Here is a 26,209-nt window from a genome sequence, read left to right on the forward strand (position 1 = left end):
CCGGCCCTACATCCGCAGGGTCAGGGCACCGGGCTCCATGGTCATGAGCACGTGCTTGCCCTGGCCCTCGTGGTCGCCGTCCAGCTGGTAGTCGTCCTTGTGCTCCAGGGTGATTTCAACGCTCTTGCCCTGGAAGTACTCAACCGCGGTGTCCTTGTTCTTGCCCTTGCCGATAATGCCGGCCAGCACGGACAGCCAGCCCAGCTTGCCGTGGTGCGGCGCCAGCACAGCGATGTCCAGCAAGCCGTCGTCGATCTTGGCCTCGGGGAAGATCTCCAGGCCGCCCTGGACCTTGCCGCAGTTGCCCACCATCACGCTGCGCACGCCGCGGTGGACAACCCGTTTGCCGTCAATCGCAACGGTTGCCTTTACGGGCTTCCCCGGCAGGTTGCGGATGCCCGCGTCCACGTAGGCCAGCCAGCCCACCTTGTCCTTCAGGTCCTCGTTGGTGTCCGCCATGATGGTGGCGTCGTAGCCCATGCCGGCCATGACCAGGAACAGCTGGTCCTTGTCCGGGTCGCTGCGGCGGGCGCGGACCACGTCGATCTTCCGCTCGGTACCGATCAGCGCCCCGGCCATGGCGCCGTCGTAATCGGTGACGTCCATGCCCAGGTTGCGGGCCAGCAGGTTCCCGGTGCCCAGGGGCAGCAGGCCCATGGGGGTATCGCCGCCGGACAGCACCTCGGCGACGCAGCGCACGGTGCCGTCCCCGCCGGCCGCGATCACGATGTCCGCACCCTGGGCCAGCGCTTCCTTGGCCTGGCCTACACCCGGGTCCTCTTTGGTGGTTTCCAGCCAGATGGCCTCGCCCCAGCCGTTCTCCACGCAGTGCTTGGCCACCAGGCCGCGCACGTCGATGTCCACCGGCTTGGCAGGGTTCACAATGATGGCGGCACGCTTGGGCGAAGTGGAGCTGGTGTCAGTCATGGCGTCCTCTGATGGCGGATGGAAAGCAAGCTTCTGAAAGAAGGGTATCCCGCCGCGGGGTATGTTCCGCGCCTACAGGGCCTTGACCGCGCCCAGCACCTGCGCCAGCGAGTCCTTGGCGTCACCGAACAGCAGCGACGTTTGCGGCTCATACAGCAGGTCGTTTTCGATCCCGGCGAAACCCGGACGCATGGAGCGCTTCAGGAACACCACCTGGCGCGCCTCCGCCACTTCCAGGATGGGCATTCCATAGATCGGCGAGCCCGAGGAGGTCTTGGCGGCCGGGTTCACCACATCGTTGGCGCCCACCACCAGGGCCACGTCCGTGGTCTTGAACTCCGGATTGATCTCGCCCATCTCCTTGAGTGACTCGTACGGCACGTTGGCCTCCGCCAGGAGCACGTTCATATGGCCCGGCATGCGGCCGGCCACCGGGTGGATGGCGAAATCCACCTCGATGCCCCGCGCTTCGAGTGCCTGGGCCAGTTCGGCGGCGGTGTGCTGGCCCTGGGCCACCGCCAGGCCGTAACCGGGGACGATGATCACGCGCTGGGCGTACCCCAGCAGGACTGCCACGTCCTCCGGCGAGGACGAGCGGACCGGGCGTTCGCTCACGGCGGTGGATCCCGCCGTCGAACCTCCCCGGAAGGCACCGAACAGGATGCCGGCCACGCTCCGGCCCATGGCCGCGGCCATGGCACGGGTGAGGATGGTGCCGGAGGCGCCCACCAGGGTGCCGGCCACCACCAGCAGGACGTTGCCCAGCACCAGGCCGGAGGCGGCGACGGCGAGGCCGGTGAAGGCGTTCAGCAGCGAGATGACAATGGGTACGTCGGCCCCGCCCACGGGCAATACCAGCAGGACACCCGCGGCGAGGCCCAGGACCAGCAGGAGGACCGCAAGGGGCAACGAAGCAGTAAGCACCACAGCCACCGCCGCGCCCACGGCGGCGAGCAGGACCACGGCCATCACCACCGGCAGCCCCGGGAACACCACCGGCCGGGTGGTCATCAGTTCCTGCAGCTTGGCGAATGTGATGCCGGAGCCGGCGAAGGACACCGCACCCACCAGGAGCGTGAAAACGATAGCCACCCGCACCCACGGGTCCTCCGCATGGCCCAGTTCAAGGAGTGCCACCAGGGCGGCCGCGCCGCCGCCCACGCCGTTGAACAGGGCCACCAGCTGCGGCATCTGCGTCATCTTTACGCGGCGGGCCACCGGTGCCGCCACCGCCGAGCCGACCGCGATGGCGGCCAGGATCCAGGGGATGTTCTCCAGCCTGGCGGACAGGAAGACGGTGACGACGGCGATCAGCGCCCCGAGTGCGCCCACCAGGTTTCCGCGGCGGGCCGTGCGGGGAGAGCTGAGCCCGCGCAGCGCCAGGATGAAGCAGACCGCTGCGGCGAGGTAGAGCAGGGAGGTCCAGACGGGATCGAGGAGGCTCATTTGCTGCCTGCCTTGGTGGCTGTGTCCTTCTTGGCGTGGAACATGTGCAGCATCCGGTCCGTCACCACGAAGCCGCCCACCAGGTTGGCGGTGGCAAGGACGACGGCGAGCAGCGCCACGGCGAGAACCCACGGGTCGGTTGCCTGGCCGGCCACGATGACGGCCCCTACCAGGATGATTCCGTGGATGGCATTGGCGCCGGACATCAGCGGCGTATGCAGGGTGCTGGAGACCTTGGACACCACTTCGAAGCCGACGAACACCGCCAGCACCGTAATGGTCAGCAGGGCGATTCCGTCCATCAGAGCCCTCCTTCCTGCCTGGCAGCGGCAGCGGCGCCGGCTGTTGAGGCCTGCGCCCGTGCCGCCAGCAATTCGGCCGTGGCCTGGTGCCGCACCTCCCCGGCGTGGGTGAGGCAGGCGCCGGCCAACACTTCGTCGTCGAAATCCAGCGTGAGGGTGCCGTCGCGGACCAGCAGCGCCAGCAGGTTGGCCACGTTCTTGGCGTAGAGGCGCGAGGCGTCCGAGGCCATCGCGGAGGCCGGGTCCTTCAGCCCCACCAGGGTGACGTGGCCGGTGCCGTCGGCGGTGGGGATGGGAATGTCCTGGCCCGGCACCGAGCCCTCCACGTTGCCGCCCGACTCGGCGGCGAGGTCGACGACGACCGATCCCGGGTGCATGCCCTGCACCATCTCCCGGGTCACCAAAAGGGGCGCCGGACGCCCGGGGACTGCCGCCGTCGTAATCAGGACATCCGACTGCGCCACGTGCGGCGCCAGCAGTTGGCGCTGCCGGGTGCCGGCGTCCGAACTCAGCTGCCGGGCGTAGCCGCCCGCCGCCTCTGCCGTTTCAAGGTCCAGCCGGATGAAGGTGCCGCCCATGGATGCCACCTCATCGGCGGAGGCGGGGCGGATGTCGTTGGCGAAGACCCGCGCCCCCAGGCGCTTGGCGGTGCCGATGGCCTGCAGCCCTGCCACGCCGGCGCCGAGCACCAGGACGCGCGCAGGCGGGATGGTTCCGGCCGCGGTCATGTACAGCGGGAAGAACCGGGGCAGCCGGATGGCGGCTTCCAGGACACAGCGGTACCCGGCCACCAGCGCCTGCGACGTCAGGGCGTCCATGGACTGGGCACGGGAAATGCGCGGGACCAGTTCCAGCGCGAAGGAGGTCACTCCGCTGTCTGCGAGCGCCTGGACGGCCGGGAGTTCGGACGACGGCGACGCGAGCCCTACGGTGACGGCTCCCCTTTTGAGGGATGCAGCGGTGTGCGGGTCGAGGGGGCGGACGTGGGCCAGGATGTCCAGGACGGCCAGGTCCAGCTGCGGGACCACCGTGGCGCCGGCATTTTGGTACCCGGAGTCTGCGTGCCCGGCACCGTCCCCAGCCCCGGTTTCCACCAGGACCTCCAGTCCCATCCCGGCCAACTGTTTGACGGTGTCCGGGGTGGCGGCCACGCGCCGCTCACCCTCCCGGCGTTCCCGCGGAATCCCCAGCTTCACCCGCCGACTCCTCTTCCTGACGAGCAGTGCAGCGGCTCTGCTGCACGCAGTTGGCTTGAGTCTAAAGCGCCACGCGCCGCGGCGGGAGTAGGGGCCGGAGGGTTAGTGGTAACGATTCGCCTGTCAGCCGGCCGGTTGGGCCCGGTGACTGACTTGCTGAAGGACTGCGCCTATTTGTTGCTGGCGCGGATGGCGTCCGCCACGCTTTCCAGATGGAGCCGCATGGCTTCTGCCGCCGCATCCGGGTCATGGGCACAGACGGCATCAATGATGGCGAGGTGCTGAGGCAGGGAGACGGCGGGGCGGCCCGGCTGGCGGGCAAGGCGGAATTGGAACCTGACGGCCTGTCCCCGCAGCCGCTGGATGGTTGCTGCCGCGGTCTGCTGCGCGCTCATGGCGATGATCTTTTCGTGCATCGCCTGGTTGCCTTCCGAGTAGGACTCGCGGTCGCCCCGGTCCACGGCGTCCTTCATGCGGGCTGCCAGGTCCTGCAGCTCAGCGATGTCCGCATCGCCGGCCCGTTCGGCAGCCTTGCGGGCACAGAGCGCCTCCAGGGCGGCCCGCACTTCCGTGATCTCCACCGCTTCCTCCACGGAGACCGCGCGCACCCGTGCTCCCCGGTTCTGGACACGCTCCACGAGGCCTTCGACACTCAGCTCCGAGAGGGCAACCCGGATGTTCCCCCGACTGGCCCCGTACTCGGCGGCAAGGTCCCCTTCCACGAGGCGCTGGTTGGGCACGAGCTCGCCGCTGACAATGGCGGTGCGCAGGAGCTCTGCAAGCTCAACGGCGGTGAGGGTCCGGCCCGCTCCATCCACGGTGTCCACAGCCAACCTTCTCCCTGTCCCTGTCAGTTGCCAATTTTGCTGACAATTTCCGGATCCAGCGTACTCCAGCTCCTGTTCCAAGGTGCGTCAGCACCGTCCACGAGGCCACGAGGGGAACTCGGACTGGACATTTACGGCATGCGCCGACCGCTCGGAGCGGCGGGACTGCGCTACCTGGATTGAATGGCGGGACCGCCGTAATCAAGGGCAATGCGGCGCGCGGCTTCCATCAGCTGTGGCAGGACGGCCGCTTCGATGTCCTGGGCCGCAGCACGGTGCGTCTGCAGCGAAACGTTGGCCGCGGCCACAACCTCATGTCCGCGCAGAACCGGGACGGCCACACCCCGGAGGCCTTCCTCCAGTTCCTGTGACACCATGCACCAGCCCCTGGCCCTCGCCGCTTCCACTTGGGCACGCAGGTCATCCACGCTGCCGATCGAGCGGTCCGTGAAGCGCTGGAGCCGGACCGAGTGAAGGTATTCCTCCAGCTGCGGGGCAGGCAGCCCGGCAAGGAGGACGCGGCCCATGGAGGTGGCCCAGGCGGGGAAGCGCGTGCCCACCGTGATGGACACGCTCAGCAGCCGCGGAGAGGGAACGCAGGCAACGTAGACCACGTCGCCGCCGTCGAGAATGCACAGGGACGTTGTTTCGTTAAGTTCCGCAGCCAAGTCCCTCAGGTGCGGCTCGGCCACCTTGGGCAAGGTCAGGGCGGCCAGATAGGACCTGCCCACGTCCAGGGAACGCGCGGTCAGCTCGAAGGCCGGTCCGACGGCCCGGAGGTAGCCAAGGTCGGCGAGCGTGAGCAGGAAGCGCCGGGCCGAAGCCCGCGTCATGTCCGTCCGGGCCGCAACCTGCGAGACGGTGAGCCGGGGCTGGTCCGGGGTAAAGGCAAGCAGGACGTCAAAAGCCTTCTCAACCGACTTAACGAAGTAGCCTGCCTGCTCCTCCACGTTCCTGCCCTCCGAACCAACCGGGCGGTACCGGCACGGAATTGCCGGGCTTTCCGCACCTGTCCGATCATATCGGGCACCGGCGCGGAGGAAGCTTGGCCAAGCATCAGGTCCTAATGCGTATCCCGGAGCCGGACCAGGGATTCCTGCAACAACACCTCTGCTTCTCCGTTCAGCCCCAGGAGGGGCACCATGGCCACCGCCTGCTCCCGAAGATGGTCCCACCCGTCGATGCACCGGATGCCCATCGCCTCCGCGCAGGCCACGCTTGGGGTGGTGTGGCGGGCGTAAACGAAGTCGTACAGGACGGCGTCGGGCGCCAGTGCAGCATCACCCCAGGCCGCGGGGTCGGAGGTGCTTTTCCCAATGGGCGTGGCGTTGACGATCAGGGAGGCATCCGCGGCGGCGTCCCGGGCATGCTCCCATGTGATGGCATGCGCGTCGAGGCCCAGTTCGCGCGCCAGCTCCAGCAGCTCGGCGGAAGCATGGGGATCGCGGTCCGTAATGGACACGGCCCCCACTTGTTCCCGAATGGAAATAAGGGCTGCGCGTGCCGCTCCCCCTGCCCCGAGCAGGAGGGCATGGCGCTGGTAGGCGGGCCCAAGCAGCTTCCGGGCAGCGGTGATGTCGGTGTTGTGGGCCTCCAGCCTTCCATCTGCCCGCACCAGCAGGTTGCAGGCACCGCTCAGCCTCACGGACTCGTCGGCCTCATCAGCTGTATCCGCCGCCCAATGCTTATGCGGCATGGTCACGTTGGCGGCCACCGTATCCGGATCCAGGAGCTTTCTGCGGACCTGGGCGAGGTCGGCGTCCGGAGCCACGTCCCATGCCTCGTACCTCCAGCCGTTACCCAGCCGGGCCAGGACGGGGTTCCATAGCGCGGGCGACATGGCTTGGGAAGCCGCTGACCCGATCAGGACCAGGCGGTAAGGGTGCGTGTGGGGTTCCATGCAGTGCTCCACCTTTCGCAGAGATGGACGTTGTGATTGGCGTCACCGGCTAGTATCCTCTTTTTAGACGCATTTCGCACACTTGTTCGCTATGCGTACAAATGAGAACAGATCCCCGCCTTCAGCGTGGAAGGAACCCCACAATGACCAACATCGCAGCAGGAGCCCAGGCCCAGGCGACGCCCGAGGAGCAGCGCCGCCTCAAGCGCGCAAAGAAGGCAGCGCTGGCAGCCTTCCTGGGCGGCGCGCTGGAGTACTACGACTTCTTCATCTATGCCACCGCCGCCTCCCTCGTCTTCTCGAAGATCTTCTTCCCTGCGGGTGACCCCACGGTGGCGCTTATCGCGTCCTTCGCCACCTTCGGTGTCGCCTACGTCGCAAGGCCGTTCGGCGCGGTGGTGTTCGGCCACCTGGGTGACAAGATCGGGCGCAAGAACACCCTTGTTCTCACCCTGGTCCTGATGGGCAGCGCCACGTTCCTGATCGGCGCCCTGCCGGACTTCAGCCTGGCAGGCTACTGGGCCCCCGCGCTGCTGGTGGTGCTGCGCCTGCTGCAGGGCCTGTCCGCCGGCGCCGAGACCGCCGGGGCCTCGGCCTTGTCCACGGAGGAAGCCCCGGAAGGCCGCCGCGGCTTCTTTGCCAGCTTCGCCATGAGCGGCATCTCGGCCGGCATCGTGCTGGCGTCCCTTGCGTTCCTGCCGGTGGCGGCCATGAGCGAGGCAGACCGCCTTGCGTGGGGCTGGCGGATTCCCTTCTGGCTCTCCCTGGTGGTCCTCATCGTCGCGTACCTGGTGCGCCGCTCCCTGGAGGAGCCGGAGGTCTTCGAGGAAAAGCATGACCACGGCGAACTGGTGAAGCTGCCCTTCGCCAAGATGTTCCAGACCCACCCGGCACAGTTCTTCCAGGTGGCGCTGATGTCCTTCGAAACCGTCACCAATACGTTCATGCAGTCCTTTGGTCTTGCGTACGCCGTCTCGGTGGGTGTCCCGGCCTCCACCATGCTCTGGGTGAGCATCCTGGGCAACGTCCTGGCGATCGCCAGCCAGCCCCTGATGGCACGGTGGTCCGACAGCCTTGGCCGGCGGCCCATCTTCATCGGGGGCGTGCTCGGTTCCGGTGCCATGATCTTTGTCTACTTCTGGGTGATCTCCACCGGGAACATCCCGATGATCTTCCTGACCAGCACGCTGATTACGGCCGGCACCTACGCCATGTCCAACGCCATCTACCCGGCCTGGTTCTCCGAGCTCTTCAACGTCAAGGTCCGCTACTCGGGCATGGCGATCGGCCTCCAGATCGGTATCCTGTGCGCCGGTTTCACCCCGCTGCTGGGCACCGCCCTGGTGGGAGCGGACAAGGCCAACTGGGGACCCGCAGCCTGGATCGTGGCAGGTTCCTCAATCCTCGCCGTCGCGGGTGCCTGGTGGGCGCGCGAGACCGCCAAGACCCCACTCCGGGAACTGGGCAACCACGTGCGGTAGGGCCTTCACAACCACGCAACCAACAGGAAGAGGCCGACGGCGGGAAGCACCCGCCGTCGGCCTCTTCCGTTAAGCTCCGGGTAAAAGTCAGCCGCGGGCAGTGAGGTCTGCGGAGATGAGCTTGGCGGTGGCCACGATTTCCTGGGTGGCCGCTGCCAGGTAGGCGTCCGGGTCCGGCTTGGCCTCCACGGACTGGGCCTGCAGGGAGACGTTGACGGCGGCCACCACCTTGGCCCCGTCATACACGGGCGCCGCCACGGACATGAGGCCCAGTTCCAGTTCCTGGTTGAGCAGGCACCAGCCCTGGGCGCGGACGGTTTCCAGGACGGCGAGCAGCTCGGGAACTGTTCCCAGGGCGCGCGGAGTGAGCGGCTTGATGTCCGCGGCCGCCAGGTATGCCTTGAGCTCCGCCGCGGGCAGGTGCGCGAGCAGTACCCGGCCCATGGACGTGGCGTACGCAGGGAACCTGGTCCCCACCGTGATCCCGATGGTCATGATCCGGCGGGTGGTGACCCTGGCGATGTAGGCGATGTCCGTACCGTCCAGCACGGCAGCGGACGTGGATTCGCCCAGCTTCAGGGACAGTTCCTCAAGGTGCGGCTGGGCCAGCTGCGGCAGGGACAGCCCGGAGAGGTACGCGTAGCCGAGCTGGAGGACCTTTGCCGTCAGCGCGAAGGTCTTGCCGTCGGTCCGCACGTAGCCGAGTTCCACGAGCGTGTGCAGGAACCGGCGTGCGGTGGCGCGGGTCAGCCCGGTGCGGGACGCGACCTCCGTCAGGGTCATGACGGGGCGGTCGGCGTCGAAGGCACGGATCACGGCCAGGCCCCGTGCGAGCGACTGGACGTACTGGTCGCTGGCCTGCGGGGGCTGGGTCTCCGTGCGGACGGCGTCGGTCATGGTTACCAATCCTAGGTGGCGCTTCCAACGGCGGGCGCGGTTTTGAGCGGGACGGGGATGAGTTCCTGGAGTTCTTCGAGGGTGCAGCCGAAGGTTTCGCGGACGGTGACGCCGTCGGGGCCGGTGAGGAACACGCCCTTGTCCGTGTAGACGCGGGTCACGCAGCCGACGCCGGTGATCGGGTAAGTGCACGCGTCCACGATCTTGGAGGCACCTTCGCGGGTCAGGAGGGTCATCATGACGAAGACGTCCTTGGCGCCGGTGGCCAGGTCCATGGCACCGCCGACGGCGGGAATCGCCCCGGGCGCGCCGGTGTGCCAGTTCGCCAGGTCCCCGGTGGCGGAGACCTGGAAGGCGCCCAGGACGCAGATGTCGAGGTGCCCGCCGCGCATGATCGCAAACGAATCGGCGTGGTGGAAGTAGGAGGCGCCCGGGAGTTCGGTGACGGGGATCTTGCCGGCGTTGATGAGGTCGCCGTCGATCTGGTCGCCCTTGGCTTCCGGGCCCATGCCGAGCATCCCGTTCTCCGTGTGGAGGGTGATGTTCTGTTCCTCGGTGAGGTAGTTGGACACCAGGGTGGGCTGGCCGATGCCCAGGTTCACGAAGGACCCGGGTGCGATGTCCCTGGCCACCAGCCGGGCCAGGTCATCCCGGCCCATCGCCGTCGCCGAGGTCTGCAGGGACGTTTCGGTCAGGCTCATCTCAAGCCACCTTCCGGTTTGTGCCCGCAGCGGGAGCGCTGCCGGCAACTTTGACGATGCTGTTGATGTAGATTCCCGGGGTGACCACGTTCTCCGGGTCCAGCCCGCCGGTGGGGACGATCTCGGAGACCTGGGCAATGGTGTGCTTCGCGGCCGCGGCCATGATCGGGCCGAAGTTCCGGGCGGTCTTGCGGTAGACCAGGTTGCCCTTGCCGTCGGCTTTGAGGGCCTTGATCAGGGCGACGTCGGCGTGGATGGGGGTCTCGAAGACCTGCCATTTGCCGTCCAGGAAGCGGGTTTCCTTGCCTTCGGCCAGCATGGTGCCGTAGCCGGTGGGCGTGAAGAATCCGCCGATCCCGGCCCCGGCGGCGCGGATCCGCTCTGCGAGGTTGCCCTGCGGGACGAGTTCGAGTTCGATCTCACCGGCCTTGTACTTGGCATCGAAGTGCCAGGAATCGGACTGCCGCGGGAAGGAGCAGATCATTTTCTTCACCCGGCCTTCCTTGATCAGCAGCGCCAGCCCCTGGTCCCCTTGCCCGGCGTTGTTGTTCACCACGGTCAGGTCCGTGGCGCCGCATTCCAGCAGGGCGTCGATCAGTTCGAACGGCTGGCCGGCGTTGCCGAACCCGCCGATCATCACGGTGGAGCCGTCCTTGATGCCGGCCACGGCGTCCTGGACCGAATCAACAAAGTTCAACATGGCTTAGGCCTTTCCGTTCGAAGCAGTCACGTTCTCAAGGACGACGGCCAGGCCCTGGCCGACGCCGATGCAGATCGCAGCCACGCCCCAGCGTTCGCCCGAGGCCTGCAGGGACCGGGCGAGGGTGCCCAGGATCCGGGTCCCGGAAGCGCCCAGCGGGTGGCCCATGGCGATGGCCCCGCCGTGCCGGTTCACGATCGAGTGGTCAATGCCCCAGGCGTTGATGCAGGCCAGGGACTGCGCGGCGAACGCTTCGTTAAGTTCGACGGCGCCCACCTGCTCCCAGCCAATGCCCGCCTTTGCGAGGGCCTTGTTGGCGGCCTCGACGGGGGCGTAGCCAAAGTACTGCGGATCATTGGCATGCGCGCCGCGCCCGGCGATGCGCGCCAGCGGATCCAGCCCCAGCAGCCCGGCGGCCGCCTCGGATCCGATCCAGGCCGCGGAGGCGCCGTCGGACAGCGGGGACGCGTTACCGGCGGTGACCGTGCCGTCCTCTGCCCGGAACACCGTCTTGAGCCCGGCCAGCTTCTCCGCCGAAGAACCGGCCCGGATGCCCTCGTCCCGCACCAGGTCCGTCCCGGGGACCGGGGCGACGAGGTTGTCGTAGAACCCTTCGTCCCAGGCGGCGGCCGACAGGTTGTGCGAAGCTGCGGCGAACTCGTCCTGCGCTTCCCGGGTGACACCGTACTTTTCGCGCAGCCGCTCGGTGGCCTCGCCCAGGGAGATGGTCCACTCCTTGGGCATCGCCTTGTTCACCAGGCGCCAGCCCAGCGTGGTGGACGCCAGGTTCAGGTCCCCGGCCGGGTACGGCTTCTCCGTCTTGGGCAAAACCCACGGCGCGCGGGACATCGACTCCGCGCCACCTACGAGCATCAGGTCGGCATCGCCGGCGTTGATCTGCCGGGACGCAATGATCGCCGCGTCCAGCGAGGACCCGCACAACCGGTTCACCGTGGTGCCCGGGATGGACACCGGCAGGCCCGCAAGCAGGGTGCCCATCCGGGCCACGTTGCGGTTCTCCTCGCCCGCGCCGTTGGCGTTGCCGAACACCACCTCATCAATCCGCTCCGGATCAAGGCCAGGGGCGCGCTGCACGGATTCCTTGATCACGTGCGCGGCAAGATCATCCGGCCGGACGGCCGCGAGGCCGGAGCCGAACTTGCCGAACGGGGTGCGCACGGCGTCGTACACAAAAGCCTGGTTCACGGGGTGGTATCCATTTCTCGAAAGACCTGCTGGGCGGTCTTGAAGGCGGTGTTGGCGGAGGGGACGCCGCAGTAGATGGCGGTCTGGAGCAGGATTTCCTTGATTTCGTCCCTGCTCAGGCCGTTACGGAGGGCGGCGCGGATGTGCATGGCCAGTTCCTCCCAGTGCCCGTGCGCCACCATGGCGGTGATGGTCACGGCGGAACGCATTTGGCGGGGAAGCCCGGGACGGGTCCAGATGCCGCCCCAGGCGATCCGGGTGATCATGTCCTGGAAGTCCTCGGTGAACTCATCCTTGTTGGCGTTGGCACGGTCCACGTGTGCGTCGCCCAGGACTTGGCGCCGGACTGCCATGCCGCCGTCGTAAATCTCCTGGCTGGTGGCGTCGGGCTGGACAACTCCGTTACGTTCGGCGCCGCTCATTTGGCAGCCTGCCGGGATTCGGCCCAGGTAAGGAGGCTTCGCATCAGGTCCGCGACGTGCGCGGGTGCCTCCGCCGGGGCAAGGTGGGAGATGCCTTCAATGGTCACGGCAGTGGCGGTGCCGCCGCCGACGGTGATTCCCGCTGCCACTTCCTCGGCCATGGCGGGCGTGGCCACTGCGTCCAGCGCACCTGCGATGACCTGGGTAGGAACGGTGATGCTGCCGAGGTCCCGGCGCACGTCGAAGGCGGCCAGGGCTTCGCAGCAGAAGGCGTAGCTGAAGCGGTCCGCGTCCCGCAGCGAGTGCAGGAGACGGCTGCTGAAGTCGGGCTCCCGGTCCATGAAGCCCGGTGCGAACCAACGCTGCGCCGAGCCCTGGATCATCACCGGAGTGCCCTGCGTGCGGACCGTTTCGGCGCGCTCCAGCCAGCCCTCCGGCGTGCCGATCTTGGCGCCGCTGTTCTGGACGGAGAGGCTCTTGAGCCGTTCGCCGTGCTTGATGCCCAGCTGCAGGCCCACGGCACCGCCCAGGGAAACACCGGCGTAGTGGAAGTTCTCACCGGGGGCGATCGAATCAATCAGCTCCACCACGGCGTCTGCGAGGGCTGCGACGTCGAAGGTTTCGGCGGCGGAGGGCGAGACGCCGTGCCCCGGCAGGTCCCAGGCCACCACGTCGTAGTCATTGCCGAGCAGGGACGCCACCCTGTTCCACAGGATCGACGACGTGCCCAGGGACGGACCGGCCACCACCAAGGGGTGGTCGCCCAGGGGTCGCTGGGGGGACAGCAGCGCTGCCTTCAGGGCCGGTTTAGCCACGGGAAGCTCCATTCGCGTCGGGGGAAACAAAGTCAGGGAAGGCTGCCAGGATGCGGCGGGAAATCTGCGCCGCCTGGCCCAGGTAACTGGCGGGATCCAGGAGTTCCTCCAGCCGGGCGTCGTGAACGACGCCGGCGGGGACGGCTTCGCGGAGCAGCTTCCGGTAGGTGCCGGCTTGCTCCGCGGGCGGCGCCTGCAGGGTACGGTCCACCACGTCCTGGAGCTGCTGCTTGCCGCTGCGGCCGTCCTGCTCCTCGAGCAGCGGTGCCACGGCGGCGCTGACGCCCTCGGCCAGCAGCAGCGGGCCGGACAGGTCCAGGTTCCTGCGCATGGCGTCCGGGAACACCTGCAGCCCCCCGGCGAGTTCGCGGAGGTGTCCGGCGGCCCCAAGGGCCAGGGCCAGCAACTGCCGGAGGGCAGGCCACTCCGCGTGCCAGGCCCCGTCCGGGCGTTCGTCGTTGAAGTTGGCGGCGGCCACGTGCAGCTGCGCTGCCAGCTGTGGTGCCTGCAGTGCGGCGCTGCGGACCAGGACGGACAGCACCGGGTTCTGTTTCTGCGGCATGGCGGACGATACACCGCGGCCGGCAGCACGCGGTTCGGCGAGCTCTGCAACCTCGGGCCGGCTGAGGAACAGAACGTCCGCGGCGATTTTGCCGAAGGCGTCCAGCGCGGAAGCCAGCGCGTGCCCGAGGGAGGTGATGGCAAGGCGGTTGGTGTGCCAGGGCGCCGCGGCCGGGGCCAGGCACAGCTGGGTGGCGAGGGCATCGGCCAGGCTGAAGGGGGTGGCCGAGGAGCCGTCTGTCAGTACGGTGCCGGCCGCGAGCGTTCCCGCCGCACCGCCGAACTGGACCGGGAACTGCAGTGCCTCGAGCTGACGGCCCGCGGCGGCCACGCCCTGGAACCACTGCGCTGCCCGCAGCCCGAAGGTGAAGGGAAGGGAATGCTGGGTCAGGCTCCTGCCCACGCATAGCGTGTCCGCATGCTGCCCTGCCAAGGTGGCGAGCGCCGTCGTAGTGCCCTTCAGATCCGCCAGCACGGCGTGAACTGTGTTCCGGGCCAGGAGCATGAGGGCTGTGTCCAGCACATCCTGGCTGGTCAGCGAGGTGTGTACGGCCTTCGCAGCCCCGACTCCGGCGGTGTCCAGCGCCGCCACGTTCCGGCGGAGATCGGCCAACAGCGGAATCACCGGGTTGCCGCCGCCTTGGGCGCGCAGCGCGATACCGGCCAGGTCGTAGCGCCCCGCCTCAGCGGCGGAAGCGACGACGGCGGCCGAACCGGCGGGCGCCAGCCCGGCCCGTTGCAGCACGGCGGCCCAGCCGGCTTCGACGGCGAGGAGGGCCGCCAGCACTGCCCGGTCCCCCGTCAGTGCCGCCACCAGCGGCGAGGCTGACACGGGACTGAGCAGGCCGGCGTCGGCCTCTTCCGCGAAGGCGCGCAAATCTCCCAAAGCGGCGGCGTGCGTCACTGGAAGTCCAGGAAGACCGTCTCGTCCTGGCCCTGGAGACGGATGTCCCAGGTGAGGCCGCCGTCGGGGTCGCGGCGGGCGATGAGCGTCCTGCGGCGCTCCGGCTCCAGCGAGCTCAGCAGCGGGTCGTTGGCCAGGGCCTCGGTGTCCTCCGGCAGGTAGATGCGGGTGAACAGCCGGTTGGTGAGGCCGCGGGCGAAGAGTGCCACGGAAATGAACGGGGCCGCGCCCGGCTTGGTGGGGCCGGGGTTGACGGTGGTGAAGGTGTAGACGCCGGAGTTGCCTACGGCGCCGCGGCCCCACCCGGTGAAGGTGTAGCCGTCGCGGACCAGGGAACCGGTGCGCTGGACAACCTTCCCGTCGGCGTCCGGCTGCCAGATCTCCAGGATGGCGTCCGGGATGGTGTGGCCGGCGCCGTCATAAACCGTGCCCTGCAGGCGGATGGATCCCGGGAACCCGGGAGGCAGCAGCTCGTTGTCCTTCTCGAACGGGAGGGCGTAGCCGTAGAACGGGCCCACAGTCTGGCCGGGGGTGGGTACCAGTTTGGTGCTCATAGTTCCTACTCCTCATCTCCGGCGTCGCCGTATGCTTCGTTCTCGGTCCAGGTGCGCTTGGGGCCGGTCAGGACGATGTCCCAGTTGTACCCCAGGGCCCACTCCGGTTCGGTCAGGCTGTGGTCGTAGGTGGCCACCAGGCGGTCGCGGGCGTCCTGGTCCACGATGGTCTGGTAGATCGGATCCAGCGGGAAAAGCTGGTCACCCGGGAAGTACATCTGGGTGATGATCCGCTGGGTGAACTCGCTGCCGAACAGCGAGAAGTGGATGTGCGCCGGCCGCCAGGCGTTCAGGTGGTTCTTCCATGGGTACGCGCCGGGCTTGATGGTGATGAAGCGGTAGGAGCCGTCCGGGCCGGTGATGCAGCGGCCAATGCCCGTGAAGTTGGGGTCGATGGGTGCGGGGTGCTGGTCGCGCTTGTGGATGTAGCGGCCGGAGGAGTTGGCCTGCCAGATTTCCACCAGCTGGCCCGCCACCGGGCGGCCGTCGCCGTCCAGGACCTTGCCGGAGACGATGATCCGCTCACCCAGCGGCTCTCCGTTGTGCTGGATGGTCAGGTCCGACTCCAGCGCATGCACGTCCTGGTGCCCGAAAGCCGGGGAGAACAGCTCAATGGTTTCCGGGTCCGCGTGCTGCAGGCTCTTGGTGGGATGGCGCAGGATGCTGCTGCGGTAGGGCGGGTAGTCCAGCCGCGGCTGGGTCTCCTGCCCGGCGCCGTCCTTGAGCGCCCGCTGATAGGCCTCGCCAATGGCGGTGATCTCTGCACTGAGGTCCGCCTGCGACTCGACGGCCTTGTCCAGCTGGTGGGCAGCCTTTGGTTCGGCCGGGGGCACGAGTTCCTCCGACTCCAGCTCCTCGGTGATGTTTTCCGACACGGCTGGCTCCTTTCTGATCTGTTTGGTTCCTGCGTCTGTTCGTGGTTTGGGTGATGCGGGTCTACGCGTCCCGGGTCCAGGTGCTCCGGTGCAGCGAGTCGTACTGGACTGCGTGGCGCACCGGGGCGTTGGGCGCGCCGTAACCGTCGTAGTTGCCGCGGCGTTCCACCATTTCGAAGAACACGCTGCCTACGGTGGCCGTGTAAAAGTGCAGGAATTCCCCGTCCGCGTCCCGGTCGAAGAGCAGGTTGAGCTCCTGCAAAGTGGCCAGGAATTCCGGCTCAAGATCGAACCGGGCGTCCAGGTCCTCGTAGTAGTTGGCAGGGATCTGCAGGAACTCCAGGCCGCGGTCCCGCGCGGCGCGGGCCGTTGCCACGAGATCATCCACGGCGAAGGCGATGTGCTCCTGGTAGGTCTTGCGGGCCTCGTTCCGTGCCTGCTGGATGGGGGCGAGGTTCAGCACCAGCCGCACCGAGCCGTCGGAGGTCTGCATGACCTGCGAGCGCACCAGGCCGCTGGGGCTGGGCACCTCGGCGAAGGGCTGGGGCTCCAGGGCCAGGGCACTGGTGTAGAAGAGGACGGCCTCATCGAAATGCTGCCAGGGCTGGGCAAGGTTGACGTGGTCGATGACCGCGCTGGCGCCCGGGGAGGGGTGTTCCAGCCCTTCCCCGAACTCATGGGTCCACGCCGCCGTTCCGTCGGGGCTGCCCTGGCACAGGAAGATCTCGGTGGAGTCCGGAGCAGAGATGCCCTGAAACACTTCCTCGTCCGCCTGCACCTTTCGGGCCACCACGGGGGCCTTGAGCTGCTGGGCCCGGGCGGAGGCAATCACGGGCGAATCGACGTCGAACCCCAACGCGGCGATGGCGGGCTCGGCGTGTTGCGCGGCCTGTTCGTTGATGATCACCCGTGCCTGGCCCATGGTCCACAGCTGGACATCCTTGGTCCGGTGCCTGCCCTCGAACGCGAAGCCCAGCTGGCCCAGGAGCTTCTCCAGCTGCGCGGTATCGTCCGCCTTCACCTCGGCGAAGTTGAAGCCGGCGGGCTCGTTCACCTTGGGCAGGGTGGCAAGTTCCATGGGATAACGACGGCGGAGCGCGCCTGCGTTGCCGGGCGCGCCTGCGGCAGAGGTGGTTGCGAGCCACTTGCCGCTCTGCTCTTCCAGCCAGATCAGCGAGCGCATGGCGTCCACGGCTGTGCGCTCCACATCGGACTGGCGGAAGACGTCGTTGAAGACCTCGAGCGAGACCGGTCCGGTGTAGCCGGCGCGGACCACGTGGCCCATGAACTTGGCCAGCTCGAACTGCCCCTCCCCGGGGAACACCCGGTAGTGGCGGCTCCACGAGAGGACATCCATGGAGAGCTTGGGGGCGTCCGCCACCTGGACGAAAAAAATCTTCTCCGGGTTGAACGCCTCGATGTGGGAGGTGTCCCAGTCCCGGCTCAGGATGTGGAACGAGTCCAAACAGGTGCCCAGGTTGGGGTGATCCACCATCTCCACCAACCGGTAGGCGTGCTCATAGTCGTTGACGTACTTTCCCCATGCCAGGGCCTCGTAGGCAACCTTGACGCCGTGGTCGCCGGCCAGATTGGCCAGCTGCGCCAGCTGTTCGGCGCGGACGCCGTCGTCGTCGATGGTGGCGGTGGCAACGTTGGAGCACACCAGGATGGTGTCCATGCCAAGGCGCGCCATGAGCTTGAACTTCGCCTCCGCCCGCCGGAGGTTTGCCTTCAGCAGGTCCGGGGTGACGCCGTCGAAGTCCCTGAACGGCTGGTACAGGTCCAGGCCCAGGCCCAGGTCCACGGCCATCTTCCGCACATCTTCGGGGCTGAGCGGGGAGGTGACCAGGTCCTGTTCGAAAATTTCGATGCCGTCGAAGCCGGCGATGGCGCAGGCCTGCATCTTTTCCTTCAGGGTGCCGGAGAGGCAGACGGTGGCGATCCCGGTGCGCATCAGGCGGCCACCTCCTCGGCGGCCACGAGCTCCAGGAAGTGTGAGCGCATGCGGTCCGGGTCTGCCTCCAGCCCGGTGAAGATCCGGAAGGCGTCGGCGGCCTGGCCTACCGCCATCCGGCCTCCGTCCAGCACCTCGCAGCCCTTGGCGCGGGCCCCCCGGACCAGTTCGGTGTCGATGGGACGGTAGACGATGTCCGCCACCCAGTGCCGGGACTCCAGCAGGTCAAGGTCCAGCGGGACGCCGGGATGGGCGGCCATGCCCACCGGGGTGCAGTGCACCAAACCGTCGGCCAGGCTCATCAGCTGCGGCAGCTCCGCCGTCGTGCGTGCCGTAACGGTGCTGTGGGGGAAGAAGCCCTGCAGCTCGGCGGCCCGTGCGGCTGCCCTGGCGGGGTCCATGTCCACGAGGTCCAGGGTGTGCACGCCGGCGGTGAGCAGGGCGTAGGCAACGGCGGATCCCGCGCCGCCGGCGCCAAGCTGCACCACGCGGTCCAGCCGGGCCCCGGGAAGTCCGGCGGCGAGCGCGGCGGCGAAGCCGGAGAAATCGGTGTTGTGGCCAATGAACTTGCCGTCACGGATGACAACCGTATTGACCGCGCCGAGCCGGCGCGCATCGGGGCTTACTTCGTCCAGGTGCTCCAGGACCAGCTGCTTGCAGGGATGGGTGATGTTCAGGCCGTTGAAGCCCAGGGTGCGGGCACAGTTCAGGATGGCACCCACGGCTTCTCCGGTAAGCCCCAGTTCCAGCAGGTCGATGGGGCGGTACAGGTAGCGCAGGCCCTGCACGTCACCTTCCCGTTCGTGCATGGGCGGCGTGAGCGATGGCATCACGCCATCACCAACCAGTCCCACCAGGTAGGACTCAGTTCGATTGCTCATGCGTGCAGCTCCTTTGGTACAGCACCTGGCAGCGGCGGAACTTTGCCGCGCTGCAGGTGATAGGGATTACGGTACATCAAATGTTCACTTATCGCACTTATGTTCTACATACGAACAAGAATGGCTTTGTAGGGTCTGATTTGGCGTTCTGCTACCGCTGCGGCAGCCTCGCCGCCAGCTCGGCGGCAGCTTCCTGCAGGAGGGGGACGTGGGCGATCAGCTCGTCCAGGCCCAGGCGGAAGACGGGCACCGCTGTTGCCAGTGAGGCGAAGGCATGCCCCTGGTCGTTGAGCAGCGGTACGGCCACTGCGCGCATTCCGGCCTCGTTTTCCTCATCCATGACGGCGTAGCCCTGCCGGCGCACCTTCCCGATTTCAGCCCTAAAGGCATCCCGGTCGGTGATCGACTTCCCCGTGAGTTCTTCCAGCGGCAGCTCGTCCAGCAGTTTTTCCCGTTCAGCATCCTCGGCGAACGCCACCAGGGCCTTGCCCACCGCGGTAGTGGAGAGCGAGCCCAAGTGGCCGGGGTCGCTGGTCACACGGAAAGTCTGCGGCCCGTCCACCTTGCTGACCGTCAGGTGGTGCAGGCCGTCGCGGACACTGAGGATGCTGGCCTCGCCGGTCCGCTCGGTGACCCGGCGGAGGATGGGCACGGCTGTCCCCGCGAAGCCGTGGTGGTTGGAGACCCGCTGGCCCAGCTGGAAGATCCGCAGGCCCAGATGGTAGCGGCGGCCGTCCGGCTCGTAGTCGACGAAGCCGTCGCGGGTCAGGGAGCCGAGCAGGCGGTAAGTGGTGCTGAAGGGAAGTTCCGCACGGCGGGAAATATCCGCGGCGGTTGCGCCGCGCGGTTCGTCCCCCAGCAGGACAAGCAGGCCAAGGGCCTTGCCCACCATGTCCGTGCGGTCGGCAGGACGTCCGCCAACCTTCCCCTCCGGCGGCATGGCATTCACGGGTTCCGCGGCGGGGACTGCGGCAGCGGATTCTTCATTGACCGCTGTGGTTTGGTTCACACTCATAGCTCCATGTTGCCACAATGTGAGAGCTACTTCTAGATGGTGATTATTTTTCTTGACAGGTGACAGCCCTCACAGTCATAGTTTCTGTATCGCACAAGCAGCTCCCACCATGTGGCTGCTTATGCCGGGTCTTTTCCGGACTCCAGCCGCATCACGCCCCGCCCGCACCAAGGCAGCGGCGGCTGCGACCCCCAGATCCATCCGCGACAATGTCGTCACACCAAAGGAACACCATGAGCAAGACACTTCCGTCCGCAGGGGCGGGTGCCCTCACGCATGCCGGGACGCCCCGGAAGGCCGCCCTCGCCAGCTTCCTGGGCAGCGCCGTCGAGTACTACGACTTCTTTATCTTTGGCTCCGCCGCCGCGCTGATTTTCCCCACGGTCTTCTTCCCCAGTGCCGATGCCAACGCAGCCATCATGTCCTTCGCCACCTTCGGGTTCGCCTATGTGGCCCGCCCCGTCGGCGCCATCATCCTGGGCCACTTCGGTGACCGGGTGGGCCGGCAGAAGGTCCTGATGTTCACTCTGGTGCTCATGGGTGCGTCCACCTTCGTCATTGGCTGCCTCCCGGACTTCCGCACCGTTGGCTGGTGGGCTCCGGCCCTGCTGGTGCTGGCCCGGCTGTGCCAGGGCCTCTCCGCCGCCGGCGAGCAGGCCGGCGCTTCCTCCATGACCCTGGAGCACGCCCCGGACAACCGCCGTTCCTTCTTCACCTCCTGGACCCTCACCGGAACGCAGGGTGGCCAGATCCTCGCAGCCCTGGTGTTCATTCCCGTCCTGGCCCTGCCGGATGAGATCAAGTTCGGCATCGGCTGGCGCATCCCGTTCTGGCTCAGCGCCGCCGTGGTTGTGGTGGCGTTCCTCATCCGCCGCACCCTTCACGAGCCGCCCGCCTTCGAGGAGGCCCGCAAGACCGCGCAGATCGCCAAGCTCCCGGTTGCCGACCTGCTCAAGGGCCACTGGCGCGATGTCCTCCGCGTGATCTGCTGCGCCTTCATTGCCGCCGTCTCCACGGTGTTCGGCACCCTGGCCATCAGCTACGCCAAGACGGTAGCCGGCGTTGACGGCACCACCACCCTCTGGCTGGTGGTGGCCGCCAACATCGTGGCCCTGGGCACCCAGCCGCTGTTCGGAATGCTCGCGGACAAGATCGGCCGCAAGCCCGTCTTCATCTACGGCGCCCTGGCCAGCGCGATCCTGACCCCCGTGTTCCTGCTCAGCCTGGAATCCGGCAGCGTCCCGCTGATGTTCCTGGCTGCCATCGGCTACTTCTCCGGCGGCTACGCAGCCGCCAACGCGGTGTGGCCATCCTTCTACGCCGAAATGTTCAGCACCAAGGTCCGTTTCTCCGGCCTGGCCATCGGCACCCAGCTGGGCTTCCTGATGGCAGGGTTTGCCCCGGCCATCGTCGCTGCCATGGGCGGCATCAAGCCCGGCGGCTGGGTGCAGATCACCATCTTCACCGCCATCATCTGTGCCGTCGCCGCAGTGTCGGCGCTGACCGCCAAGGAGTCCTTCCGGACGCCCACCAAGCAGCTCGGCCTGAAGTAGGAGCGCCGCCGCGCACAGACTGGCCCAGTTTTCAGCCCGGAGAGCCCGCCATTCCACCAAATGGCGGGCTCTCCCCCGTTAAAACTGGGCCAGTTTTACAGCAGCCGCTACCCCCGGCCGGTCTCCAGCACCGAGGCCAGGTCGAAGTTCACCGGCTCCTCAAGCTGCTCATAGGTGCAGGATTCCGGGTCCCGGTCCGGCCGCCACCGGTTGAACTGGGCCGTGTGGCGGAAGCGTTCGCCCTCCATGTGGTCGTAGCGGACCTCCACCACCAGTTCGGGCCGGAGTGGAACAAACGACAGATCCTTCCCTGCGCTCCACCTGCTGCCTTCGGCGTTCCGCGGCGTCCGCTCGCCTTCTTCCTGCTTGCCCCACGCCCACGGGTGGCCTTCGAAGTCGGTGACCAGCGGCTGGAGCTGTTCGAACAATTCCTGCCGCTTCTTCATCGGGAAGGCGCCGATCACGCCCACGCTGGCCAGGCCGCCGTCGTCCTTGTACAGGCCCAGCAGCAGGGAACCGATGGCGTCCGGCCCGCTCTTGTGCAGCCGGTAGCCGGCCACCACGCAGTCCGCGGTGCGCTCGTGCTTGACCTTGAACATCACCCGCTTGTCCGGCTCATACCGGCCGTCCAGCCGCTTGGCCACGATGCCGTCCAACCCGGCCCCCTCGAACTGCTCAAACCACTGTGCGGCGGTGTCCTTGTCCGTGGTGGCCGCGGTGAGGTGGACCGGTGCGTTGCTGGCCGCGAGCGCTTTCTCCAGCGCCGCCCGCCGTTCCGAAAAGGGCCTGCCGGTGTAGTCGTCATCGTCCAGGGCCAGGAGGTCGAAGGCCACGAAACTCGCGGGTGTCTGCTGTGCCAGCAGTTTCACCCGGCTGGCGGCGGGATGGATCCTTTGCTGCAGGGCATCGAAATCAAGCCGGTCACCGGACGCGCCCACCAGGATGATCTCGCCGTCCACCACGCAGCGCGGCGGCAGGTTTTCCTTGAGCGCGGCAACGAGTTCCGGAAAGTAGCGGGTCATGGGTTTTTCGTTCCGGCTGCCGATCTCCAGGTCATCGCCGTCACGGAAAATGATGGACCGGAAGCCGTCCCATTTGGGCTCATAGCTGAGGTTCCCGCTGCCGGGGATGCCGTCGATGCCGCTGACGGCCTTGGCGAGCATGGGCGGGACGGGCGGCATCACGGGAAGTTCCATGTGCCCATTCTTGCCCGGCGGGCGCCCCGGGCGGTAGGGCGGCGCGCCCGGTTCAGGCTGCCAGCAGCCAAACGATCAGCACCAGCACCGGCGCCGCGGCCGCGGTGGAAAGCAGGATCGTCTCCCGTGCCACGGTCACCCCGCGCCCGTACTTGCTGGCAAACAGGAAAACGTTCTGGGCTGAGGGAAGCGCCGCCATGAGCACCACGCCCAGGAGCATCCGGTGGTCCAGGTTGAACAGGAAGCGCCCGACGACGAACGCCACCGCCGGCATCACCGCGGACTTCAGTGCCGTGGCAGTGAGGATTTCCGCCGTGTGCCCGCCGCTCCGGAGCATCTTGGTTCCCCGCAGCGACATGCCGAACGCCAGCAGCACCACGGGGACCGCCGCGCCGCCCAGGAGGGTCAGTGGGGCCATCACCGGGTCCGGCAGCTTCACGTGGAAGGAAGCCAGGACCACCCCCAGGAGCGAGGCGATGATCATGGGGTTCCGGAAGGGCTGCGTGAGCATGAGCCGGGGTGAGAACCGGCCTGCCTCCGACAGGTCCAGCAGGGTCAGGACCAGCGGGGCGAACAGCAGCAGCTGGACCAGCAGGACCGGGGCCACGGGGGTGGCGTCACCCAGTGCATAGAGGGTGATGGGGATGCCGATGTTGTTGGCGTTGACGTAGGAACCGGCCATGGCACCAAGGGCTGTTTCCGCCGCCGGGCGCCGGAACCAGATGCGGCTGGCGGCAACGTAGAGCAGTGCTGTGACCGCTGCGGTGATGACGGCAAGCGGAACGTAGGCGGAAAAGACCACGGAGAGGTCCGATTTCAGCACCACCGTGAAGAGCAGCACCGGATTGGTGATGAAGAAGGCGGTCCGGGTCAGGGCGGAGATGGTGGGTTCATCGCCCAGCCCGCAGCGCGCGGCGACATAACCGACGGCGATGACGACGCCGATCACCGCCAGTCCGATGAGCACACCGCCCACTTGGGGTACTTCCTTCCGGTTACGCCGTGCACTACCGCAGGAAGGCAGTACTACAAGTTTCATACTTATCGGATAAGGAGCGCTGCGCCTAAAAGCGTCCACAGAATGGCCCACCGGCGCCTGCCCGGCCTCTCGACACGGCGCCTGCCGGACGGTACAGCTTAATGATGGTTACCGTCGGCCTCCACGCTTCGCACGAACAGATCAGCCCCGGGCAGCTGCTCAAGGATGTCCAGCACGCGGAGCGCGCAGGCTTCGACGCCGCCATGTGCTCAGACCATATCGAACCATGGTCCAAACGGCAGGGGCACGCCGGCTTCGCGTGGTCCTGGCTGGGCGCGGCGCTTGCCACCACCAGTCTGCGGTTCGGGGTGGTGACGGCACCCGGCCAGCGGTACCACCCCGCCATCATCGCCCATGCCTCCGCAACACTGGCAAGCATGTTTCCGGGGCGGTTCTGGCTGGCTCCCGGCAGTGGCGAGAACATGAACGAACACATCACGGGGGACGCCTGGCCTGCCAAGGACATCAGGCAGCGCCGTTTGGAGGAATGCGTGGACGTCATCCGCCGCCTGCACTGCGGCGGGGAGGTCACCCACCGGGGCCTGGTCACCGTGGAGCAGGCGCGGATCTGGGATGTTCCGGATAAGCCGCCGCCGCTCATCGCCCCCGCCGTCAGCGTGGAGACGGCGCGCCGCGCAGCCGCCTGGGCGGACGGCCTGGTCACTATCAACCAGCCGGCACCAAAGCTGCGGGACATGCTGGCCGCCTACCGGGACAACGGCGGCAAGGGCAAGGCCGTGCTGCAGGTCCACCTGTCCTGGGCGGGCACGGAGAAGGAAGCCGTGGCCATTGCCCTGGACCAGTGGCGGAACAACACCTTCGCCCCGCCCATCCCCTGGGACCTGCCCACCGCCGGGCACTTCGACACGGTGGGGGCGCATGTGCCGGAGGAGCAGGTACGCAGTGCGGCCAACGTCTCGGCCAACCTCCAGCAGCACGTGGAGTGGCTGGCCGGATACGCGGACCTTGGCTTCGACGAGCTGTACCTGCACTTCGTGGGGCAGGAGCAGGCAGCCTTCATCGACGCCTTCGCCGCGGAGGTACTCCCCCAGCTGCGCACCCCCTCAGGAAACCCGGGCGGAAGAACCCCCGCTGAACCGGAACCGGCCGCGGCAGCTGCCAACCCGGCGTCGGACTCTTCAGCATGAGGATCGCCGAAACCACGGACCTCTGGTGGAAGAACGCCGTCATCTACTGCCTGGACGTGGAGACGTTCTATGACGACGACGGCGACGGCACCGGGGACTTTGCCGGCCTCACCCAGCGGGTGGACTACCTGGCCGCCCTGGGCGTAACCTGCATCTGGCTGATGCCGTTCTACCCGTCCCCCGACCGGGACGACGGCTATGACGTGACGGACTTCTTCAACGTGGACCCCCGGCTCGGCACCCTGGGCGACCTGGTGGAGTTCATCCGCGCGGCAAAGGACCGGGGGATGCGGGTGATCGCGGACTTCGTGGTGAACCACACCTCCAACCAGCACCCGTGGTTCGTGGAGGCCAGGAAATCGGCCGACAACCCGTACCGCGATTTCTACGTGTGGCGGCAGGACACTCCCCCGGACACCTCCGCCGAGGTGGTGTTCCCCGGGGAGGAGAACTCGCTGTGGACCCGGGATGATGCCACCGGCGAGTGGTACCTGCACATGTTCGCCAAATACCAGCCGGACCTGAACGTCATGAATCCCAAGGTCCGGGACCAGATCGCCAAGGCGATGGGCCTGTGGCTCGAGCTGGGCCTGGATGGGTTCCGGCTGGATGCCGTGCCCTTCTTCCTGGAGACCAGGGGCGAGCCCAAGGACCAGGCAGCCAGGATCAACCCGCATGGCTACCTCAGGGCCCTGCGAAGTTTCGTGAACCGGCGCAACGGCGGCGCGGTGCTGCTGGGCGAGGTGAACCTGTCCTACCAGGAGCAGCTGGAGTACTTCGGCGGGGCCGAGGGCAACGAACTGAGCATGCAGTTCGACTTCCTGTCCATGCAGCACCTCTACCTGTCCCTGGCGCGGCAGGATGCAAGGCCCCTGGCGGAGACGCTGAAGGGCCGGCCGCCGATCAACCCGGACAACCAATGGGCCGTGTTCGTGCGAAACCATGACGAGCTCACACTGGACAGGCTCACCGACGGCGAGCGCCGGGAGGTCTTCGCGGCGTTCGGGCCCGAAAAGAACATGCAGATCTACGGGCGCGGACTTCGGCGCAGGCTGCCGCCGATGCTCGACGGGGACCAGGAGCGCCTGCGGATGGTGTACTCCCTGATGTTCTCCCTCCCCGGCACTCCGGTGCTCTTTTATGGCGAGGAGCTCGGCATGGGCGAGGACCTCCGCCAGGAGGGCCGCGGTGCCGTGCGTACGCCCATGCAGTGGAACAACGAGGAGAACGGCGGTTTTTCCAGCGCCAAACCCGCGGACCTGGTGGCACCCCTGGTGCGCGGGGAGTACGGGCCGGGCCGGGTCAACGCCGCCGCGGCCAAGCGGGACCCGGAGTCGCTGTTCAACTTCATGGCCACGCTGATCGCACGGTACCGCGAAGCAGCGGAGCTGGGCTGGGGAAAGTTCGCGGTCATCGACCAGGGCGAGCCCGCGGTGTTCGCCCATACGTGCAGTTCCGGGGGCGGGACGCTGGTGCTGCTGCACAACTTCAGCGAAGAGCCGGTGAAGGTCAACGGAAAGGTGGGGCCGGACGATGGTCCGGCCCCGGATTTCCGGGGCGCCATGCTGCTGGACCTGTTCGACGGCGGCAACGTCGCCCTGGAGCCCGACGGCGACTTCACGGTGGAGCTGGGGCGCTACGGCTGCCGCTGGTTCCGCGTGCACCGCAAAGGTGACCGGCTGGCACCGTAACCCGGCCGCCCGCCGTCG

The 26,209-nt window shown here is 67.6% G+C and carries 25 protein-coding genes; 4 read left to right on the forward strand and 21 right to left on the reverse strand.

Annotation, left to right across the window (positions count from 1 at the left end):
- Positions 1-6 precede the first annotated feature (6 nt).
- From ACIGJD_RS19875 to ACIGJD_RS19905, 7 genes are all read right to left on the reverse strand, one after another.
- Complete coding sequence (locus tag ACIGJD_RS19875) at positions 7-927, reverse strand: diacylglycerol/lipid kinase family protein (protein WP_483687632.1); 921 nt, start codon at positions 925-927, stop codon at positions 7-9.
- A 72-nt stretch (positions 928-999) separates the two neighbouring features.
- Positions 1,000-2,373 carry an NAD(P)(+) transhydrogenase (Re/Si-specific) subunit beta gene (locus ACIGJD_RS19880; RefSeq protein WP_483687633.1) on the reverse strand — a complete coding sequence of 458 codons (1,374 nt, stop codon included), beginning with the start codon at positions 2,371-2,373 and terminating at the stop codon, positions 1,000-1,002.
- The gene (locus tag ACIGJD_RS19885; RefSeq protein ID WP_483687634.1) at positions 2,370-2,675 is read right to left on the reverse strand and encodes an NAD(P) transhydrogenase subunit alpha part 2; all 306 of its coding nucleotides are present in this window, start codon (positions 2,673-2,675) and stop codon (positions 2,370-2,372) included. Before ACIGJD_RS19885 ends, ACIGJD_RS19880 begins: the two co-directional genes overlap by 4 nt.
- Positions 2,675-3,871, reverse strand: coding sequence for a Re/Si-specific NAD(P)(+) transhydrogenase subunit alpha (locus tag ACIGJD_RS19890; RefSeq protein ID WP_483687635.1), 1,197 nt, complete (start codon positions 3,869-3,871; stop codon positions 2,675-2,677). Before ACIGJD_RS19890 ends, ACIGJD_RS19885 begins: the two co-directional genes overlap by 1 nt.
- Positions 3,872-4,041: 170 nt before the next feature.
- Entirely contained in the window at positions 4,042-4,698 is a 657-nt protein-coding gene (locus tag ACIGJD_RS19895; protein WP_483687636.1) for a GntR family transcriptional regulator, read from the reverse strand.
- A gap of 170 nt (positions 4,699-4,868) precedes the next feature.
- Positions 4,869-5,648: an IclR family transcriptional regulator domain-containing protein gene (locus ACIGJD_RS19900; RefSeq protein ID WP_483687637.1), complete on the reverse strand. Its 780-nt coding sequence runs from the start codon at positions 5,646-5,648 to the stop codon at positions 4,869-4,871.
- Positions 5,649-5,761: 113 nt separating this feature from the next.
- Complete coding sequence (locus ACIGJD_RS19905) at positions 5,762-6,598, reverse strand: shikimate dehydrogenase family protein (RefSeq protein ID WP_483687638.1); 837 nt, start codon at positions 6,596-6,598, stop codon at positions 5,762-5,764.
- Positions 6,599-6,741: 143 nt separating this feature from the next.
- On the opposite strand from ACIGJD_RS19905, the gene ACIGJD_RS19910 reads away from it, so the two are divergent.
- Entirely contained in the window at positions 6,742-8,079 is a 1,338-nt protein-coding gene (locus ACIGJD_RS19910; RefSeq protein WP_483687639.1) for an MFS transporter, read from the forward strand.
- An 87-nt stretch (positions 8,080-8,166) separates the two neighbouring features.
- On the opposite strand, the gene ACIGJD_RS19915 is transcribed toward ACIGJD_RS19910, so the two are convergent.
- The 12 genes from ACIGJD_RS19915 to ACIGJD_RS19970 all read right to left on the reverse strand — a co-directional run bounded on the left by ACIGJD_RS19915 (position 8,167) and on the right by ACIGJD_RS19970 (position 19,564).
- Positions 8,167-8,976, reverse strand: coding sequence for an IclR family transcriptional regulator domain-containing protein (locus tag ACIGJD_RS19915; protein WP_483687640.1), 810 nt, complete (start codon positions 8,974-8,976; stop codon positions 8,167-8,169).
- A gap of 11 nt (positions 8,977-8,987) precedes the next feature.
- On the reverse strand, positions 8,988-9,677 hold the full coding sequence (locus tag ACIGJD_RS19920) for a 3-oxoacid CoA-transferase subunit B (protein ID WP_483687641.1): 690 nt from the start codon (positions 9,675-9,677) through the stop codon (positions 8,988-8,990).
- A gap of 1 nt (position 9,678) precedes the next feature.
- Positions 9,679-10,377, reverse strand: a complete 699-nt coding sequence (locus ACIGJD_RS19925; RefSeq protein WP_483687642.1) for a 3-oxoacid CoA-transferase subunit A — start codon at positions 10,375-10,377, stop codon at positions 9,679-9,681.
- Between the two features lie 3 nt (positions 10,378-10,380).
- Positions 10,381-11,583 (reverse strand): thiolase family protein, encoded by a 1,203-nt coding sequence (locus tag ACIGJD_RS19930; protein ID WP_483687643.1) that lies wholly within the window; start codon positions 11,581-11,583, stop codon positions 10,381-10,383.
- Positions 11,580-12,005 carry a 4-carboxymuconolactone decarboxylase gene (gene pcaC / locus ACIGJD_RS19935; protein ID WP_483687644.1) on the reverse strand — a complete coding sequence of 142 codons (426 nt, stop codon included), beginning with the start codon at positions 12,003-12,005 and terminating at the stop codon, positions 11,580-11,582. Before pcaC ends, ACIGJD_RS19930 begins: the two co-directional genes overlap by 4 nt.
- A complete protein-coding gene (locus tag ACIGJD_RS19940; protein ID WP_483687645.1) occupies positions 12,002-12,820 on the reverse strand; it encodes an alpha/beta fold hydrolase in 819 nt (272 codons plus the stop codon). Before ACIGJD_RS19940 ends, pcaC begins: the two co-directional genes overlap by 4 nt.
- Entirely contained in the window at positions 12,813-14,285 is a 1,473-nt protein-coding gene (locus ACIGJD_RS19945) for a lyase family protein (protein WP_483687646.1), read from the reverse strand. The genes ACIGJD_RS19940 and ACIGJD_RS19945 overlap by 8 nt, the downstream gene beginning before the upstream one ends.
- Positions 14,282-14,839 (reverse strand): protocatechuate 3,4-dioxygenase subunit alpha, encoded by a 558-nt coding sequence (pcaG, locus tag ACIGJD_RS19950; RefSeq protein WP_483687647.1) that lies wholly within the window; start codon positions 14,837-14,839, stop codon positions 14,282-14,284. Before pcaG ends, ACIGJD_RS19945 begins: the two co-directional genes overlap by 4 nt.
- 5 nt (positions 14,840-14,844) lie before the next feature.
- Positions 14,845-15,714: a protocatechuate 3,4-dioxygenase subunit beta gene (gene pcaH / locus ACIGJD_RS19955; RefSeq protein ID WP_483687648.1), complete on the reverse strand. Its 870-nt coding sequence runs from the start codon at positions 15,712-15,714 to the stop codon at positions 14,845-14,847.
- Positions 15,715-15,775: 61 nt separating this feature from the next.
- Positions 15,776-17,668, reverse strand: coding sequence for a bifunctional sugar phosphate isomerase/epimerase/4-hydroxyphenylpyruvate dioxygenase family protein (locus ACIGJD_RS19960; RefSeq protein ID WP_483687649.1), 1,893 nt, complete (start codon positions 17,666-17,668; stop codon positions 15,776-15,778).
- Positions 17,668-18,549: a shikimate dehydrogenase gene (locus ACIGJD_RS19965; RefSeq protein ID WP_483687650.1), complete on the reverse strand. Its 882-nt coding sequence runs from the start codon at positions 18,547-18,549 to the stop codon at positions 17,668-17,670. The genes ACIGJD_RS19960 and ACIGJD_RS19965 overlap by 1 nt, the downstream gene beginning before the upstream one ends.
- A gap of 151 nt (positions 18,550-18,700) precedes the next feature.
- On the reverse strand, positions 18,701-19,564 hold the full coding sequence (locus ACIGJD_RS19970) for an IclR family transcriptional regulator (RefSeq protein ID WP_483687651.1): 864 nt from the start codon (positions 19,562-19,564) through the stop codon (positions 18,701-18,703).
- Positions 19,565-19,797: 233 nt separating this feature from the next.
- On the opposite strand from ACIGJD_RS19970, the gene ACIGJD_RS19975 reads away from it, so the two are divergent.
- Complete coding sequence (locus tag ACIGJD_RS19975) at positions 19,798-21,117, forward strand: MFS transporter (RefSeq protein ID WP_483687652.1); 1,320 nt, start codon at positions 19,798-19,800, stop codon at positions 21,115-21,117.
- Positions 21,118-21,224: 107 nt separating this feature from the next.
- Here the strand turns inward: ACIGJD_RS19975 and ACIGJD_RS19980 are convergent, their stop codons facing one another.
- On the reverse strand, positions 21,225-22,313 hold the full coding sequence (locus ACIGJD_RS19980) for an ATP-dependent DNA ligase (RefSeq protein WP_483687653.1): 1,089 nt from the start codon (positions 22,311-22,313) through the stop codon (positions 21,225-21,227).
- Between the two features lie 52 nt (positions 22,314-22,365).
- Positions 22,366-23,289, reverse strand: a complete 924-nt coding sequence (locus ACIGJD_RS19985; RefSeq protein ID WP_483687654.1) for an AEC family transporter — start codon at positions 23,287-23,289, stop codon at positions 22,366-22,368.
- Between the two features lie 167 nt (positions 23,290-23,456).
- Between ACIGJD_RS19985 and ACIGJD_RS19990 the strand changes: the two genes are divergently transcribed.
- Together ACIGJD_RS19990 and ACIGJD_RS19995 are read left to right on the forward strand one after the other, a co-directional pair.
- Positions 23,457-24,500 (forward strand): TIGR03885 family FMN-dependent LLM class oxidoreductase, encoded by a 1,044-nt coding sequence (locus ACIGJD_RS19990; protein WP_483689550.1) that lies wholly within the window; start codon positions 23,457-23,459, stop codon positions 24,498-24,500.
- Positions 24,497-26,191 (forward strand): alpha-amylase family protein, encoded by a 1,695-nt coding sequence (locus ACIGJD_RS19995; RefSeq protein WP_483687655.1) that lies wholly within the window; start codon positions 24,497-24,499, stop codon positions 26,189-26,191. Before ACIGJD_RS19990 ends, ACIGJD_RS19995 begins: the two co-directional genes overlap by 4 nt.
- Positions 26,192-26,209 lie beyond the last annotated feature (18 nt).

This window comes from Arthrobacter sp. E1SS-5 (genome assembly GCF_057073715.1).